The organism is Streptococcus infantis, from assembly GCF_047460875.1.
GTDB classification, from domain to species: domain Bacteria; phylum Bacillota; class Bacilli; order Lactobacillales; family Streptococcaceae; genus Streptococcus; species Streptococcus infantis_AA.
Map to the genome: position 1 here is coordinate 147,346 of NZ_JASHFI010000001.1, position 15,565 is coordinate 162,910.

Genomic DNA, 15,565 nt, shown 5'->3' on the forward strand with positions numbered 1-15,565 from the left:
AGAAGGATGCTTAATTTGATAAAAACTAGTTATTTTTAGATTTTTTCAAGCGCTAGACGTAAATCTTCAATCAAATCATCAACATTTTCAAGACCAATTGATAGACGGATTTGATTTTTAGTTACCCCTGCTGCTTCTAGATCTGAATCAGACAACTGGGCATGAGTTGTAGTTGCTGGATGAACCACCAATGATTTTGCATCTGCCACATTGGCTAGGTTTGAAAAGATTTCCAAGTTGTCAATCACCTTACGTGCTTCTGCTTCTCCACCTTTAACATGGAAAGTAAAGATAGAACCTACACCTTTAGGTAGGTATTTTTCAGCCAAAGCATGATATGGACTATCTGATAGTTTTGGATAGTTAACTTTTTCAACCTTTGGATGGTTAACAAGGAAATCAACGATTTTTTCAGCATTTTGAACGTGGCGTTCAACACGTAGAGAAAGTGTTTCAAGACCTTGCAAGAGCAAGAATGAGTTAAATGGTGAAAGTGCAGCTCCCATATCGCGAAGCAATTGAACACGAGCAGAAACGATAAAAGCTGCAGCACCAACATCACGAGTATAGCTGATATTGTGGTAACTTGGATCTTCTTCGACTAATTGAGGGAATTTTCCTGAAGCAGCCCAGTCAAATTTACCGCTATCAACAATGACACCACCTATTGTTGTACCGTGTCCACCGATAAACTTAGTTGCTGAGTGAACCGCAATGTCAACACCATGAGAAAAGACATTGATAAGATAAGGCGTTGCAAAAGTATTGTCAGTAACCAATGGAATTTGATGTTTGTGAGCAATTTCAGCAATCTTTTCAATATCAGGAATGTTGATGACTGGATTTCCCAAGGTTTCAATCAAAACAAGTTTGGTATTATCTTTAATCGCTGCTTCTACTTCTTCTAGATTATCGATATCAACAAAAGATGTGGTGATTCCGTAACGAGGAAGGGTTTCTTTCAAAAGGTTAAAGGTCCCACCGTAGATAGTTGAAGCTGCAACAACATGATCTCCTGCATGAGCAAGTCCAAGGATAGTATAAGTAAGAGCTGCCATTCCAGAAGCTGTGGCGAGGGCTCCTACACCACCTTCAAGAGCAGCAATACGTTCTTCAAAGGCTGAAGTTGTTGGGTTAGTGATACGAGTATAGATATTACCAGCCTTCTGAAGTGCAAACAGTTCTGCACCTTCTTGTGTATCTTCAAATACAAAGGAAGTTGTTTGGTAAATTGGTACAGCACGAGATTTGGTAGTAGCATCTACCACTTGTCCTGCATGCAATTGCAGAGTTTCAAATTTAAATTCACGAGTCATAGTCAGACCTCCAAAGATTTCATTAGTTTCATTGTATCACCTATTTCACTAGGTTACAAATACAACTTTGTTATATCTTGGCATAAGCAATAGCTATGGCTATGCCTAATAGAGAAAAATAGCAATCTTTTATTAGAATTGTAGAACTTTTTTCAGATAGTTAAAAATGTTTGTTTTCACTTCTCCTATACTTTATACTAGATATAAAGGAGAATACTATGTCAGAAAATAAACATGAAATAGATACAAACTTTGCTGGTCGTTTAAATATCCTACGTGCTGGTGTTCTTGGAGCTAATGACGGGATTATTTCCATTGCAGGTGTTGTTATCGGGGTTGCCAGTGCAACCAGTAATATCTGGATAATCTTTCTTTCAGGTTTGGCTGCCATCTTAGCGGGTGCCTTCTCTATGGCTGGAGGTGAATATGTTTCAGTATCTACTCAAAAAGACACTGAGGAAGCCGCTGTAGCGCGTGAACAATTACTTTTGGATAAGGATCTCGAAGCTGCAAAAAAATCCCTCTATGCTGCTTATCTTCAAAATGGTGAGTGTGAAACTTCAGCTCAACTTTTAGTCAATAAAGCTTTTCTAAAAAATCCACTTAAAGCCTTAGTTGAAGAAAAATACGGAATCGAGTATGAAGAGTTTACAAATCCTTGGCATGCTGCTGCATCTAGCTTTATTGCCTTCGTACTTGGTAGCCTACCACCAATGCTTTCCATTACCATCTTTCCAAGTGACTATCGAATCCCTGCTACTGTTGTTATTGTAGCAATTTCTCTATTAGTTACCGGCTACACCAGTGCCAAACTCGGGAAAGCCCCAACCAAAACAGCTATGATTCGTAACCTTTGTATTGGTCTTTTAACCATGGGAGTGACCTATCTGTTTGGACAATTGTTTAGTATTTAAAAAAGAGAGTGGGACAGAAATCGGTAATTCGTTAGAATTCGATTTCGTCGTCCCACCTCCGCACAGTTGAGTAGGGCTGTATAAGCTGATGAAATCAGCGTAGTAGAGCCCACTCAACCACTGCGTCTTGCTCGACAATCCAAAGACAATTGAGAGGCTAGGACTTTTGTCCCAGCCTCTTTTGCTATTAAAATATAAACAGTTAATAAAATTTACCAAAACCAACCTTCGTCATCATTGATAGGCTGGGCATCTTTGATCTTGCGTGGGCCTGTTCCATACATTTCAGCTTCGATATCTTCTTTTGTTGGTAGGATCGAAGCTAGGATAATGTAGATAATAATTCCGAGTCCAAAGTTTGCGATTGTAAAGATTGCAAAAAGGAAACGAACTAGGGTTACATCAAGATTCCACTTATCAGATAGACCTGCAAGAACACCTGATATCATGCGATTTCTTCTCATTTTATAAAATTTTGTATTCATAATTTATTCCTCTTTCGGATTTCTTAATCTTAGTATAGCACTAAGCTAGATTTGCTACATCAGTCCTTAGGCCGATTTAACAAGAGGAGCTTTCCACGACAGAGACCACAACGATAACGCTTGGTATCAATTTTTCGCTTTCTTTGATAGATTTGGTGACAAGTCTGACAAGTATAGACTAAGCTTGGCTTTTGATTGGCACTTGATAAGGGAGGAACAAAGCGGAGACCATCGACCTCTTTTAGAAGTTGCTTAAAGGCTAAATCCTTATGCTGATAGCCTCTACCTTCAAAATAAAGGTGATAATGACAGAGTTCGTGACGGACAATTTTCCGAAAAACCTCTAAACCAAGTTCTTGATATACTTTAGGATTGAAATCCAAATGACCATCCTTAGGGAAAAATCGTCCACCTGTCGACCGTAGACGAGTATTCCATTGAGCTTTGTGTTTGAAAGGTTTTCCAAAATCTTCTATAGAAACCTGTTTAACGTAATCAGTTAGATTCATTAGGTGCAAGAAGCGACAGATTCACTTTTTCGCGGTCAGCATCTATTTTTTTAACCCAAACGGTTACCAAATCGCCGACCGATACTACTTGACTTGGATGTTTGATAAATTTCTTGCTCATGTGAGAGATATGAATCAGGCCATCCTCGTGAATACCAATGTCAACAAAGGCACCGAAGTCAACGACGTTACGAACAACGCCCTCAAGCTTCTGGCCAACTTTCAAGTCTTTGATATCCAAGACATCCTGACGAAGGACTGGAGCATCAAAAGAATCACGGAAATCACGTCCTGGTTTTAAAAGATCTGCAATAATATCTTTAAGAGTTTCTTGACCAAGCTCTAATTCTTGTGCCATTTCCTTGATTGAAATAGATTTGAGTTTGGCTTGCGCTTCTTCATTTAGCTCTTTAATGTCCAAACGTTTGAAGAGTTCCTTAACCGCTGCATAGTTTTCTGGGTGAACACCTGTATTGTCAAGGATATTGCTACTTTCAGGGATACGGAGGAAACCGGCAGCCTGTTCAAAGGCTTTAGCACCTAATCGAGGGACTTTCTTGATTTGGGCGCGTGAAGTGATTTTACCTTCTTCTTCACGATACTTGACGATATTTTCAGAGATTGTTTTGTTAAGCCCAGCTACGTGCGAAAGTAAGGCTGGACTAGCTGTATTGACATTGACACCGACTTGGTTCACTACTGTATCAACAACAAAGTCCAGACTTTCAGACAGTTTTTTCTGACTAACATCGTGCTGATATTGACCGACACCGATGGATTTGGGATCAATTTTAACCAATTCAGCAAGTGGGTCTTGCAAGCGACGAGCAATCGAAATAGCAGAACGTTTCTCAACGGTTAACTCAGGAAACTCTTGACGGGCAAGTTCACTAGCTGAATAGACAGATGCGCCACTTTCATTTACAATGACATAGCTGACGTCCGGAAAATCTTTAAGTACTTCAGCGACAAAGGCTTCACTTTCACGACTAGCAGTACCATTTCCGATAGCAATGATTTCAACACCATATTGGCCAATCAAATCAGCCAGATCTCTCTTTGCTTCTTCAATCTGACGAGCTGAAGCTGGTTTGACGGGATAAATGACTTGCGTTGTTAGCATCTTCCCAGTTGCATCAACGACTGCAAGCTTTGCACCTGTACGAAAGGCAGGGTCAAATCCAAGGACCACGCGCCCTTTAAGAGGAGCGACAAGGAGAAGATTTCGAAGGTTGTCTGAGAAGAGTTGGATAGCTCCTTCTTCTGCCTTCTCAGTTAATTCTGTTCGAATACGTCGCTCGATAGCTGGTAATACTTTTTTCTTAACAGATTGCTGAATAACTTCGTCAATATAAGCATTCTTAACTTTAAAACGAACATTAAAGAAAGAAAGAATACGATCAGTCGCATGCTCAAAACCAATTTTCAAAATGCCTAGCTTCTCACCACGATTAAGGGCAAGCGTACGGTAACCTTGCATGTTTGCAACTGTCTCTGAGAAATCGTAATAAATCTGAAAGACTTGTTTTTCATCAAGACTCTCATCTTTAACTTGAGAAGTAATCTTAGAGCGTCTAAGTACCTCTTGATATGTCATTGAACGTAAATGAACATCCTCGGATAGTGCTTCAACCAAGATGTCTACAGCCCCAGCCAAAGCTTCTTGAGGAGTTCCGAAACCTTCACAGACAAATGCTTCTGCTTCTTTTTCTAGGTTAGAAACATTTTGTAAAATTAAACGAGCAAGCGGAAAAAGTCCAGCCTCACGTGCAATCGTTGCCTTGGTGCGACGTTTCTCCTTATAGGGAAGATAGAGTTCTTCTACATCTGCGAGTTTTTCAGCTGATAGAATTGCTTCTTCTAACTCCTTAGTTAGCTTGCCTTGCTCTTTGATTTTTGCTAAGACGGCTTCCTTACGATCATTTAGAACGGTTAAACTCTTATCTAGGTCGATAATAGCCTTAATGGCTACCTCATCTAGACTTCCGGTCATATCTTTCCGATAACGAGCGATAAAGGGGATAGTTGCTCCTTCTGCTGTCAAAGATAAGACAGTATCAATCTGCTTTAAAGTTACACCCAAATCTTGGGAAATTTTTTCATATTTTTTATCCATGAAACTATTATACCATAAGGAAGAAAGCTTGTTTTCATTAATTTGTTGCTTTATTTCAACTTTATAAAGATAAAAGCCATGTTTATTTTAAAATCCAACTATTTCTTAGAAATAATAGTATAATAGTGTTAATTAAAAGAATCGAGGTATGCTTTATGGCTGTTAAATTTACAAAAACTGATGACTTAGATAAGATGTTCGAAGAATTCGCTAAACTCCCTGACTTGAAGCAAGTGACTTTCCCAGACGACAAAGAAAAGAAAGATAAGGCAGAAAAGAAAAAATAGATGACACTTTTTCAAAGTTTACCTTCTAGTGTGCTACAAGCTGGCGCCATTTTTCTTTCAATTATCATTGAAGCTTTACCCTTTGTCTTAATTGGTAGCATCATCTCTGGCGCCATTGAAGTCTATGTCACACCCGAGAAGGTTTATAAATTTCTCCCTAAAAATCGCTTGGGGAGAATCTTTTTTGGTAGCTTCATTGGTTTTCTCTTTCCATCTTGTGAGTGTGGGATTGTCCCTATCATCAACCGCTTTTTAGAAAAGAAGGTTCCGAGCTATACAGCTGTTCCCTTTCTAGTAACAGCTCCTATCATCAATCCTATCGTACTTTTTGCGACTTATTCAGCCTTTGGTAATTCAATTCAAATGGTTCTCCTAAGAGCTTTGGGCGCGATTCTTGTTGCTACTATATTAGGTATCTTTCTTGGTTTTGTATGGCAGGAACCTATCCAAAAAGAAAACAGATTGGCTTGCCATGAGCATGATTTTTCTCACTTGAGTAAAAGTCAAAAAATCCTTCAGGTCTTTATCCAAGCTATTAATGAATTCTTTGATATGGGGCGTTATTTGGTCTTTGGCTGTCTTTTTGCAAGTATAGTCCAAGTCTATGTTCCAACTCGGATTCTGACATCTATCAGCGCAACACCACTACTTGCGATTGTTCTTCTGATGGTCTTATCCTTCCTTCTATCACTCTGTAGTGAAGCGGATGCCTTTATTGGCTCTTCGCTTCTCTCTAGTTTTGGATTTGCTCCAGTGCTTGCCTTTCTGGTTATAGGTCCTATGCTTGATGTCAAGAACCTACTCATGATGAAGAATTATCTTAAAACGCGATTTATTTGGCAATTCATGACAATTGTAACTCTTGTTGTTCTTGTCTATTCTTATCTAGTCGGGGTGATGCTATGATTCGATTTTTTATCTTATTTGGCTATTTTATCTTAACCCTTTATCTGCACCTATCAGGTAAGCTCAATCAGTATATAAACCTCCACTACTCTTATTTGGCATATATCAGCATGGTTTTGTCATTGTTACTAGCCATCGTTCAAGCCTATATTTGCTTCAAGCGTTTGAAAGAACATAGTCACTTGGATAGTTTTTCAGCTAAGCTTGCTAGTTTTGTCCTCTTAAGTTTACCCTTGTTAGTTGGATTTACCTTTCCAACTGTCACTCTGGATTCACAAACAGTATCGGCAAAAGGATATTATTTCCCTTTGTCGGAAGGAACTGACAAGGCAATCCAAGCAAGTGAAGGAACGAGCAGTCAGTATCTTAAGCCGGATACCAGTCGCTTTTATTCACAAACTGCTCATGAAAATATTATTCGAAAGAGTGCTGATAAATACTTAGCTCAATCTAGTATAGTTATCAATGATGAAAATTACCTGGAGGTCATGGAAGCTATCTATGATTTTCCAAACGAATTTGAAGGCAAGGAAATCGAATTTATTGGCTTTATCTACAACGATCCAAATCATACCAATAGTCAATTTGTTTTTCGCTTTGGTATTATGCACTGTATCGCTGATTCAGGAGTTTTTGGCCTTTTGACCACTGGAAACACTAATCAGTACGAAAATAACACCTGGGTGAAAGTCAAAGGTAAGATTAGGAATGACTATCACAAAGAACTCAACCAAGTCCTCCCAACCCTTGAAGTCCAGTCCTTCATCAAAGTAGACAAACCCGAAAATACTTATGTTTACAAAGAATTTTAAAAAGTAGCCTGAGAGGGCTACTTTTTCTTGTTTAATAAGGTTTTAACTTCTCGTGCTCCGACCTGATCGCCTGCTTTTTCAAAAAGTTCGATAGCTTGTAAAAAATTCTCTTGCGATTTTTCTGAATTTTCAGCAGAATAAATCTCACCTAAACCTCTATAGGAACAGGCTTGAGCTATCAGATCATCTGTTTGTAATGCTTGCTTTAAGGACTGTTCCATATATATGATTGCTTTTGCTATTTCCACTAGTTTTAATCGTAAATAACCTTGCTCATAATTATTGACAGAAGATTTGAGTGTATCCTCTGAAAAAGATTTTTCAATGATTTCTCGCTCTTTATCGATATAGTTAAGAGCCGTTTGATAGTCATTCATTTCACGATAAACCATGGCTAACTGGTGATAGCCTATATGTTCATTTTCTTTATCTTGACTTGATATAGCTATTTCAAGATATTTTTGATAAATCAGCAAAGCTTCTTGATAGTCTTTTTCAAAGAGCTTGATATAACCCATCAAATTGAGAAGGCTATAATCCTTACAAGTTTCTAACGAGAAGGTTTCTGAGACTAATTTCTTGGCCTCATCAATCTTCCCTTCAAACAATAATTCCCAGGCTTGATTCATGCTTATTCTCCTCTAGCTTATGTTGTATAGAAATCAATCGACAAATCACTATCAGACTCGTATTTTTTCCAGGCTATACTGAAGCCATAATAGTCTTCAAATTCTGGATGCCAGTCATAATAAAGTGGGATACGGCTAAATTTTCTTGCAACTACTTCATCTTCAAATTCTGGGGACTCTCCTGCAGTAATTCCAAATTGAAGGCCATTCAATTCCCAGGTGTTTCCCCAAACATTTTCATCTGATAGAACGTCAATCCAACGAGAGGCATCAATATCAAAATCTGCACATAATTCAAGTTCTAACAATTTTCTGTAGTTTACCTTGGTGGGTTTAATGAAGAAGGCACCCTCTACCTGATACCTTTTATCTTTAACTTGAATTTGTGTGATTTTCATCGGAATTGGAATTCTATTTAACTCCAACCAAAAATAGCCTAGAGGAGTTTTGATTGCATGGTAAATTTGTTTAGACTCTATTTTTACTTTGTTCGAGCAAGCATTTAGAATTCTTCCATGCTCAAGTATATTTTTACAAACTATTTTTGAAGTCTCAGGATCAAAAATAGAATACCTACGAATGACACGTTTTAACTTTTCAACGGGAAAAGTGATATCCTTTGGTAGGGCATGATACTTCTGGACAACTAAAGCAGTTTTTTCAGTATTTTCCTTTCCTACTGGGACAATAACAGCATGTCCAATATGGATATTTGGGTCGTCACAGATATAAGTATAACCATTTCCACCTTCTTGAAACTCAACGACTACAATATTTAACTCCTGATCAGGATCGAAAAGTGGTTCAGCTTCTCCACTGGTCTGGCGCTCATAAAAAGTGAAACAATTTGGATTATCCTCTTCGCCAAAGACCATAAAACTACCACAATTTGGGCACTTCCACATATAAAAGGAAGCCTCCGAAATGTCTTCATAGGAAATTGTATCATTACCATCTTTTTTATTCATGATTTCTACTAATAACTCATCCGAATAAACCGAATAAGCATTTGGATCAGGGGCTTTGTAATCGTTCATTGCTTGACCACATCTACAAGTCCATTTTCCCATAATTAACCTCAGTCACAACTTAATTCTTCAAGGAAAAATTGATTAAGAGCTTTCCAGTCTTTCTTTTCCTCTGTAACACTTTGGACGTAGTCATCCAGCTCTTGGATATTTTTGATGATAAAGTCCTGAATTGGCTCTATCTGCTCAATTTCCATGCCTTCAGGTCCCTTTACCTTTATATCAAGCAAGCTAGACACATGGTCTTTCATTTCATCAGGGAGGAGTTCTTTGACCAAATCATCAAACAAAATCGGTGGAACAGAGTGATGTTTTTCAATCCAACGACAAGCTAAAATGGGACGAAGTGCATAGAAATACTTTTTAGGTTTGACCTTATCTCCTGAAAGATACTTATTCATTTGAGTTCTAGCAGTATTCAAGTAATGGTGGAGCATCTTTTTCTCGGAAAAATACTGACTGACAAGCGGACGGATACGGTTAATAAAATCTGCATCTTGCTGGTAAACGATTGGCGACTGTAACCACTCAAAGAGGGTTGGATTTGACTTATAAAGCAACTTTAAAGCCTTGTCCAAATCCCAGCCACTCACATCCCAAGTATCGTCAATTGGTAGTTCGATGACATCGCGATGATCGTTCAAGCTTAGATAAAAATCTTGCTTGTGCTTGTATACAAAACGTACATCAAAATCACTATCCGGAGACTCAAAACCCCAAGCGCGACTACCAGACTCAATTGCCCACAAAACAGTAACATCATAATCACGCTCAATTTCTGCTAGTTTTTCAGGTACCAAAACATTCATTTCTTCTTGTGTTTGCATGGTGATTCTCTTTCTATTTTCAAGCTACTTCTTCGGCGCGATTATTGATTAAGTCAATTGTTTGGACAATATTCCTCAATACTGGTATTTGATGTTGAAATAGTACTTGTACGGATCCATAAGATTTAAACGGTTCTTGTGTCAGGATCGACTTATCCATATAACCATTTTCAACGACATAATCGACAATCAATTTTACAAAGGAAATTTGCTTAGCATTAAGGCTTTCATCTGACAAGAACTTAGAAAACACTTGATTAGCGGCCTCTCTATTCAAACCAATAATCTCACGAACCAATCTAGGAATAGCCTTGTTCTCATAGTGCTGCTGATAGTCAGTTTTACTTCCTAATTTTTCCCATAATAGAGTTTCTAAAGCTAATAAATCTTGAGGAGTCAACTTCTTGTTATGATACAATTTAGAAATTGCTTCCTCATCCAAATGAGCTTTCAAATAATGTTCAACTTTTTCGTTATAGGATCGAAGATCATTTACCTGCAAATAAGGAGTGGTTTCATATACAGTAGAAAGAATTCGATCTTCAAAATTGACATAATATACTTTTCGGTTCGTTTTATCTAAGAATTGCAATAAATCCCTTAGAGAAAGGCGTATTTTTTCAAGTTCAGACAAGCTTACTTCCTCCCAAAATTCAGGTTCTTGAACTTTCCTGATAATTTCAGCCTGTGCAAAGACCTGAGGGATATTGCCAACAGAAGCAAGAGCCTGAGCAGTTTTCATAACTTGAGATATATGAGTCCTTGATGGCTTAGAGGTCAATTGTCCGACTTGAATTTCTAACATCCATAAATCAAAGCGTCTAGCCATTTCATTTTCATTATCTTCATTAAACATGAGAGGAGATATATGAGTATGAAGATTTTCACATGAAATCGTTGTAAGATTTTGCCAATTTTCTAATTTTTTATAGGTATAAACCATATCTAAGACCATACGAACCCTAAAATCTAACTCATTCAAGTCCTCTACATGTCTATGAAGTTCTGAGACCAGTTGCTGACGATACTCTCTTGCAAATGGATCCTCTTGATAGTGAAGGTCTTGCAGTTCACGAATCAAGTCCACCTTGATATTAAACAAACGCTGTGTCAAGGGAACAATATGACGTCCATTTCCTTCTCTCGGATCTGCTTTGAAGTATTCAAAGTTGTCACCATAATCAAATACCAAGAAGTTTTCCTTATCCTGATCAGGTCCAAACAAATCGTTACAGAGACGCGTTCCACGACCAATCATCTGCCAAAATTTTGTTTTTGAGCGAACTTTCTTGAAAAAGACTAAATTGACAACCTCTGGAACATCAATACCTGTATCCAACATGTCAACTGAAATTGCAATTTGAGGGTATTTATCTTTGATTTTAAAATCATCAATCAAGGTCTGATAATGTTTAATACTGTAATCAATCACCTGAGCATAGTCGCTCCCCTTTTCAGGATATCTTTTATTAAAAATCTCTCTAATAAATTCAGCATGATGATGATTCTTTGCAAAGATGATAGTTTTTCCAATCTCATCACCCGAAGCCGTCTGAATCCCTCTCGTCATTAGTTCATCTAGAACAATCTCTACTGTACCTTTATTAAAAATAAAGGAATTAAAAGCTCCCGCATCAATGTCTTTTTCTAGACTATCATCTTCAAATTGACTATCAAAATATTCTTTATCTTCTTGGGATAGATCATCGTAATGAAGCCCATCTGTAGGTAATTCTAACTTGGTTTCAATCGAATGATAGGATACCAAGTAGCCATCCTCAACAGCCTTTTCAAGATCATAAGCATAGGTAGGAACACCATTTTCCAAGTTAAAAAAACCATAAGTATTTTTATCAAGATCCTGACGAGGTGTGGCCGTTAAGCCTACGATTCTAGCATCAAAATAATCAAAAATGGCCTTGTATTTTTGATAAATAGAGCGATGGGACTCGTCAATAATGATAAGATCAAAATGACCAACAGTGAAAGGGCGTTGAATGACTTCTTCCTGATCACTAATAGCTCCAATCATGGTCGGATAAGTAGAAAACACCATACGACTTGATCGTGCCCCAGCTTTATCCTCTAAAAAGTTACAAACCGAAAGATCTGGAAGTAATTTCCTAAATGAATCATAGGCTTGTTTTACAAGAGATGTTCGGTCAGCTAGAAAGAGAATATTTTTGACCCAATTGTGACGTGATAGGATATCAACAAGAGAGACTGCTGTTCGAGTTTTCCCAGAACCAGTTGCCATTACCAAAAGAGCTTGTCTTCGATTGTTAGAAAAAGCCTCACAAACACTTGCAATCGCATGTTTCTGGTAATATCGTCCAGAGATATCGTCTCTGATTTTACTAGAAATATCCTCAAGTGGTTTTTGCAAATGTCGTCTGTCCATCAATAATTGCAATTCTTCTTGAGAATAGAATCCTGCAACCTGGCGACGATTTACACCATCAAGAATGTAGTGCTTGAGGCCATTTGTAATAAAACAAATCGGTTGGTAACCTATTTTTTCCTCTAGCGCTTTAGCATATTCCTTAACTTGTACTTCACCGACTTCTGGATTAACTGCAGCCTTTTTGGCTTCAATAATTGCTAAAATCTTTCCATTTTTACCATAAAGAACGTAATCACAATAACCTGTTCCTGAGCCGTGTTTCAGTCCATTAACAGCGACTTCAACTCGACAATTTTCTTCAAATTTCCAACCCGCTAATCGTAAATCAATGTCAATAAAAAGTTTTCTCGTCTCAGCCTCAGATAACTGATCGATATGAAAGGAAACCTCTTGCCGTTGAGCAGCAGTTTCACGTTTTTCTGTATAATTCTCTTGAACTTCCAAGGACTGTACAGCCATTTGTTCATGAAAGTCAGGCATAAGAGGTAAACTTTCTTGCAGTTCCACCATGGCTTGTGGTGTTTCTCTTTTCTTAACATTCTCTGAAATTGGCAATAACTTCTCGTCAAAAAAACGTTCCACAAACTCATTGCTGTAGCAGTAATCAATAAAGTTTACGAACTGGTACAAATGATGTAAGGCTAAAATCGCTTCACGTTCCTTGATCTCCCCACCATGAGCAGCATGATTGCCCCAGCGTATCAAGAGAACCATCTGACTATGAAGCTCTGGATCTACGATTTCTCTAAAGTCATCATCCCAAACTAATGAAGACAAGGTAGCACGATAAGGGGCTTCCAAATAAGAATCATGGCTATAAATCCAATGAACAGCCTGCTCCAAGGCACGACGCGCCATGAAAGCTGTCGCTACAGTGGATGTCCCAATCATATTCTCAGCTTCTATACAGGGCCTCGAAAAAGATTCATACTCCTCGTTATTTAAAAGAAAATCAAAATTTCCCATTTTTCTCTCACTTTGATTAAATAGATAGCTATATTATACTAGATTTCAAGCTATTTCTCCACAGTTTTATAACCATCTGACAAGCAAATTGTGATTTGTCAACCTGAGCCACAAAGTCTGCGAACTCGTTTTGGAGGGAAAGAGGGGGGAGGGGAATGGAAATATTTTTAATCATCGATAAGTTAAAATTTTTTTGACGTACGCCTCTTTGTTGATTCAATAGCATGGATCGTAAATTTTGAATTACATAATAAACATATATAGTATTCGTGATTTTATCATCTAATTTTGCGAAAGCAATAGCTTGATTACAAGACATTACTTTAGTATTGATTGACGATTTTAAACCCGCAGTATCATACATACCTAGCAATAAGCTCCCTTTTTCAATTATTTTTGCAGAACTACACTCAATTGCCTTTTCTGAAATTTTTTCAAAAGAATCTTCAATGTACTTATGTTCTAGTTCTCCTGATGTAATCCAAGGAATATTTCCTCTAAAAAATTCTTCTTCATTTCTTTTAGGAGTTCCACCGCTTTTCCATATTCCAAATTCCTTTAAAGCATGTTTATCCCAACCCATTTCATTCAAAACAGGATCCCCAAACATCTCGTTAAATCGGGATTTGCACCTAAGAGATGAATTTCTGATGGGAATGTTTAACATTACTTTGGTTGACCATAGCATAGGCTAAGGTTGTGTCAATTTTGCTGTGACCTAGAAGTTTTTGGACTTGTTCGATAGGCATTCCCTTATCAATTGCCTTTGTTGCTAGTGTTCTTCTAAATTTATGTGGGTGGACCTTTTGGATTCCAAGCTTTTGACCTAACTTTCTTAATCGAATCTCAACACCAGCTATTCCAAGTCTCTGGGCTTTTCCAAGCAAGGTAACAAAAAGAGCTGGATGATTATCTTCTCTGCTATTGATATAGTTCTTTAAATGGATTTTCGTCCGAGCATCAAAGTAAACAGGTCTCTCCTTTTTACCTTTCCCAAATACAACACATTCTCGATTTTCAAAGTCAATATCTGAGCGATTCAGCTGCACAAGTTCGCCCACGCGCATTCCTGTTGAAGCTAGTATATCGATCATTGCTAAATCCCTTAAGTTTTCACAATTGTCTCGCATGATTTCAAGATGTTCATCAGTATAAGTTTCTTTCACAGTTTGTTCGGTCTTAATCTTTTTTATCCGTCGAATAGGATTTTTGATGATATATTCCTCCTGCTCAAGCCAAGCAAAAAACGAAGACAGGATTCGTCGGATATTGTCCAAATTTGCTTTGCTGCAATCTTTTTCTGACTGATACTGTGCTAGATAACTTCTCAAATCATCTGTTGTCAGTTGTGTTACAGACTGCTTTATGCTTGTAAATAAGTTTTCTATGGTCCTTTGATAATAACGAATGGTTTTTGCACTACAACCCTCCACCTGTTTAGCAGTAATAAACAAGGCTAACAAGGAATTATTCGTATACTTCTGTTGATTTACACCACTCACTAAATGACGCTCTAAACTCTCCCGTAATGCTAGTAATTGTGCATTGTTTAAAAGGGGTAGCATTTCTTGAATGATGATTGTCACTTTTGTTTCCATATATTCTCACTTTCATTATTTTAATAAAAAGAGACAATATTAGTTTTCTGAATTACAGAATTCTAATACTGTCTGTTTATCTATTTTTTACTTTTAGGATTTAAATATCCAAGCTTAAATTTGGCCATTAGCTCTAAATGAATGTTCAGAGATCCATTTGGTGTAGCTAGATAACCTTTCATCTGTTAAGGATTCTACTGCGATAGTTACACACATATCGACCGCTTCTTCAACTGTTACAGAAAAAAGATAACCATTTAACTGTAGAAATTTCACCAAAACAAAGAAAGCAGTTCGTTTATTAGCGTTGGCAAAAACATGCTTCTTGATCAATTGGACAAATAGTATCGTTGCCTTATCAAAAATTGTTGGATAAAGAGGTTTACCGAAGACAAATTGTTCTGGTAAATTGACAATCATATTTAAGGCAGAAGGACTAACCGTTTGAATTTTTTCATTAGGTGAATACCGTTGAATTGCTAAAGCATTGATTTTTTCAATTTGCCTTTCTGTTAGATAGACTGTCATTTTTCCACCAAAGCTTTGAAAACATCATCGTATTCGTCAAAAATTTTGTCCAAATTTAAGTCAAAGGCATCATCAGATACATAAGAAATCTGATGTCCAGACTCTTCGGGAGTAAAGATAATTTCACCACTTGGTAACAATTTCGCTTCGTATTTAACACCACTTGGAATATTGAATTCGCTTGGAATGGTGATGGTGATTGAATTTCCTTGTTTTCTTGTTTTTACTACCATCTGATTT

General features: G+C 37.4%; 16 protein-coding genes. 4 read left to right on the forward strand and 12 right to left on the reverse strand.

Translation table 11 applies throughout. The features are described from left to right. Window positions 1-35 precede the first annotated feature (35 nt). Window positions 36-1,316, reverse strand: coding sequence for an O-acetylhomoserine aminocarboxypropyltransferase/cysteine synthase family protein (locus tag QM887_RS00700; protein WP_414270065.1), 1,281 nt, complete (start codon window positions 1,314-1,316; stop codon window positions 36-38). A gap of 218 nt (window positions 1,317-1,534) precedes the next feature. Here QM887_RS00700 and QM887_RS00705 point away from each other — a divergent pair, with 218 nt between their 5' ends. Continuing rightward, entirely contained in the window at window positions 1,535-2,230 is a 696-nt protein-coding gene (locus tag QM887_RS00705; RefSeq protein ID WP_414270066.1) for a VIT family protein, read from the forward strand. A 212-nt stretch (window positions 2,231-2,442) separates the two neighbouring features. On the opposite strand, the gene QM887_RS00710 is transcribed toward QM887_RS00705, so the two are convergent. Genes QM887_RS00710 through QM887_RS00720 form a run of 3 tightly spaced genes read right to left on the reverse strand, consistent with a single transcriptional unit; the run spans window position 2,443 to window position 5,340 of the window. Further along, window positions 2,443-2,715 (reverse strand): PspC domain-containing protein, encoded by a 273-nt coding sequence (locus QM887_RS00710; RefSeq protein ID WP_075231368.1) that lies wholly within the window; start codon window positions 2,713-2,715, stop codon window positions 2,443-2,445. A gap of 59 nt (window positions 2,716-2,774) precedes the next feature. Next, window positions 2,775-3,224, reverse strand: coding sequence for a SprT family protein (locus tag QM887_RS00715; RefSeq protein ID WP_414270067.1), 450 nt, complete (start codon window positions 3,222-3,224; stop codon window positions 2,775-2,777). Continuing rightward, window positions 3,211-5,340: a Tex family protein gene (locus QM887_RS00720; RefSeq protein WP_414270068.1), complete on the reverse strand. Its 2,130-nt coding sequence runs from the start codon at window positions 5,338-5,340 to the stop codon at window positions 3,211-3,213. The genes QM887_RS00715 and QM887_RS00720 overlap by 14 nt, the downstream gene beginning before the upstream one ends. Before the next feature lie 155 nt (window positions 5,341-5,495). Here QM887_RS00720 and QM887_RS00725 point away from each other — a divergent pair, with 155 nt between their 5' ends. From QM887_RS00725 to QM887_RS00735, 3 genes are read left to right on the forward strand one after another with little or no spacing between them, the layout of a single operon-like run. Beyond that, window positions 5,496-5,627, forward strand: coding sequence for an SPJ_0845 family protein (locus QM887_RS00725; protein WP_000268695.1), 132 nt, complete (start codon window positions 5,496-5,498; stop codon window positions 5,625-5,627). Then, on the forward strand, window positions 5,628-6,533 hold the full coding sequence (locus QM887_RS00730) for a permease (RefSeq protein WP_414270069.1): 906 nt from the start codon (window positions 5,628-5,630) through the stop codon (window positions 6,531-6,533). Beyond that, window positions 6,530-7,345: a TIGR03943 family putative permease subunit gene (locus tag QM887_RS00735; RefSeq protein WP_414270070.1), complete on the forward strand. Its 816-nt coding sequence runs from the start codon at window positions 6,530-6,532 to the stop codon at window positions 7,343-7,345. Before QM887_RS00730 ends, QM887_RS00735 begins: the two co-directional genes overlap by 4 nt. Window positions 7,346-7,362: 17 nt before the next feature. Here the strand turns inward: QM887_RS00735 and QM887_RS00740 are convergent, their stop codons facing one another. The 8 genes from QM887_RS00740 to QM887_RS00775 all read right to left on the reverse strand — a co-directional run bounded on the left by QM887_RS00740 (window position 7,363) and on the right by QM887_RS00775 (window position 15,558). After that, window positions 7,363-7,974 carry a tetratricopeptide repeat protein gene (locus tag QM887_RS00740; protein WP_414270071.1) on the reverse strand — a complete coding sequence of 204 codons (612 nt, stop codon included), beginning with the start codon at window positions 7,972-7,974 and terminating at the stop codon, window positions 7,363-7,365. 17 nt (window positions 7,975-7,991) lie between these two features. Next, window positions 7,992-9,044 carry a hypothetical protein gene (locus QM887_RS00745; RefSeq protein ID WP_414270072.1) on the reverse strand — a complete coding sequence of 351 codons (1,053 nt, stop codon included), beginning with the start codon at window positions 9,042-9,044 and terminating at the stop codon, window positions 7,992-7,994. Between the two features lie 8 nt (window positions 9,045-9,052). Next, the gene (locus tag QM887_RS00750; protein ID WP_414270073.1) at window positions 9,053-9,829 is read right to left on the reverse strand and encodes a DNA polymerase beta superfamily protein; all 777 of its coding nucleotides are present in this window, start codon (window positions 9,827-9,829) and stop codon (window positions 9,053-9,055) included. A 19-nt stretch (window positions 9,830-9,848) separates the two neighbouring features. Further along, the gene (locus QM887_RS00755; protein WP_414270074.1) at window positions 9,849-13,199 is read right to left on the reverse strand and encodes a DEAD/DEAH box helicase family protein; all 3,351 of its coding nucleotides are present in this window, start codon (window positions 13,197-13,199) and stop codon (window positions 9,849-9,851) included. Window positions 13,200-13,227: 28 nt separating this feature from the next. Continuing rightward, window positions 13,228-13,791 carry a restriction endonuclease subunit S gene (locus tag QM887_RS00760; protein ID WP_414270075.1) on the reverse strand — a complete coding sequence of 188 codons (564 nt, stop codon included), beginning with the start codon at window positions 13,789-13,791 and terminating at the stop codon, window positions 13,228-13,230. A gap of 40 nt (window positions 13,792-13,831) precedes the next feature. Beyond that, window positions 13,832-14,797: a site-specific tyrosine recombinase/integron integrase gene (xerA, locus tag QM887_RS00765; protein ID WP_414270076.1), complete on the reverse strand. Its 966-nt coding sequence runs from the start codon at window positions 14,795-14,797 to the stop codon at window positions 13,832-13,834. Between the two features lie 114 nt (window positions 14,798-14,911). After that, complete coding sequence (locus tag QM887_RS00770) at window positions 14,912-15,325, reverse strand: type II toxin-antitoxin system death-on-curing family toxin (protein ID WP_414270077.1); 414 nt, start codon at window positions 15,323-15,325, stop codon at window positions 14,912-14,914. After that, entirely contained in the window at window positions 15,322-15,558 is a 237-nt protein-coding gene (locus tag QM887_RS00775; RefSeq protein ID WP_000260607.1) for an AbrB family transcriptional regulator, read from the reverse strand. The genes QM887_RS00770 and QM887_RS00775 overlap by 4 nt, the downstream gene beginning before the upstream one ends. Between the last annotated feature and the right edge of the window lie 7 nt (window positions 15,559-15,565).

Coding starts and splice junctions, on each gene's coding strand:
- QM887_RS00700 (WP_414270065.1), bottom strand. CDS start 1,316: ATGACTCGTGAATTTAAATTTGAAACTCTGCAATTGCATGCAGGACAA.
- QM887_RS00705 (WP_414270066.1), top strand. CDS start 1,535: ATGTCAGAAAATAAACATGAAATAGATACAAACTTTGCTGGTCGTTTA.
- QM887_RS00710 (WP_075231368.1), bottom strand. CDS start 2,715: ATGAATACAAAATTTTATAAAATGAGAAGAAATCGCATGATATCAGGT.
- QM887_RS00715 (WP_414270067.1), bottom strand. CDS start 3,224: ATGAATCTAACTGATTACGTTAAACAGGTTTCTATAGAAGATTTTGGA.
- QM887_RS00720 (WP_414270068.1), bottom strand. CDS start 5,340: ATGGATAAAAAATATGAAAAAATTTCCCAAGATTTGGGTGTAACTTTA.
- QM887_RS00725 (WP_000268695.1), top strand. CDS start 5,496: ATGGCTGTTAAATTTACAAAAACTGATGACTTAGATAAGATGTTCGAA.
- QM887_RS00730 (WP_414270069.1), top strand. CDS start 5,628: ATGACACTTTTTCAAAGTTTACCTTCTAGTGTGCTACAAGCTGGCGCC.
- QM887_RS00735 (WP_414270070.1), top strand. CDS start 6,530: ATGATTCGATTTTTTATCTTATTTGGCTATTTTATCTTAACCCTTTAT.
- QM887_RS00740 (WP_414270071.1), bottom strand. CDS start 7,974: ATGAATCAAGCCTGGGAATTATTGTTTGAAGGGAAGATTGATGAGGCC.
- QM887_RS00745 (WP_414270072.1), bottom strand. CDS start 9,044: ATGGGAAAATGGACTTGTAGATGTGGTCAAGCAATGAACGATTACAAA.
- QM887_RS00750 (WP_414270073.1), bottom strand. CDS start 9,829: ATGCAAACACAAGAAGAAATGAATGTTTTGGTACCTGAAAAACTAGCA.
- QM887_RS00755 (WP_414270074.1), bottom strand. CDS start 13,199: ATGGGAAATTTTGATTTTCTTTTAAATAACGAGGAGTATGAATCTTTT.
- xerA (WP_414270076.1), bottom strand. CDS start 14,797: ATGGAAACAAAAGTGACAATCATCATTCAAGAAATGCTACCCCTTTTA.
- QM887_RS00770 (WP_414270077.1), bottom strand. CDS start 15,325: ATGACAGTCTATCTAACAGAAAGGCAAATTGAAAAAATCAATGCTTTA.
- QM887_RS00775 (WP_000260607.1), bottom strand. CDS start 15,558: ATGGTAGTAAAAACAAGAAAACAAGGAAATTCAATCACCATCACCATT.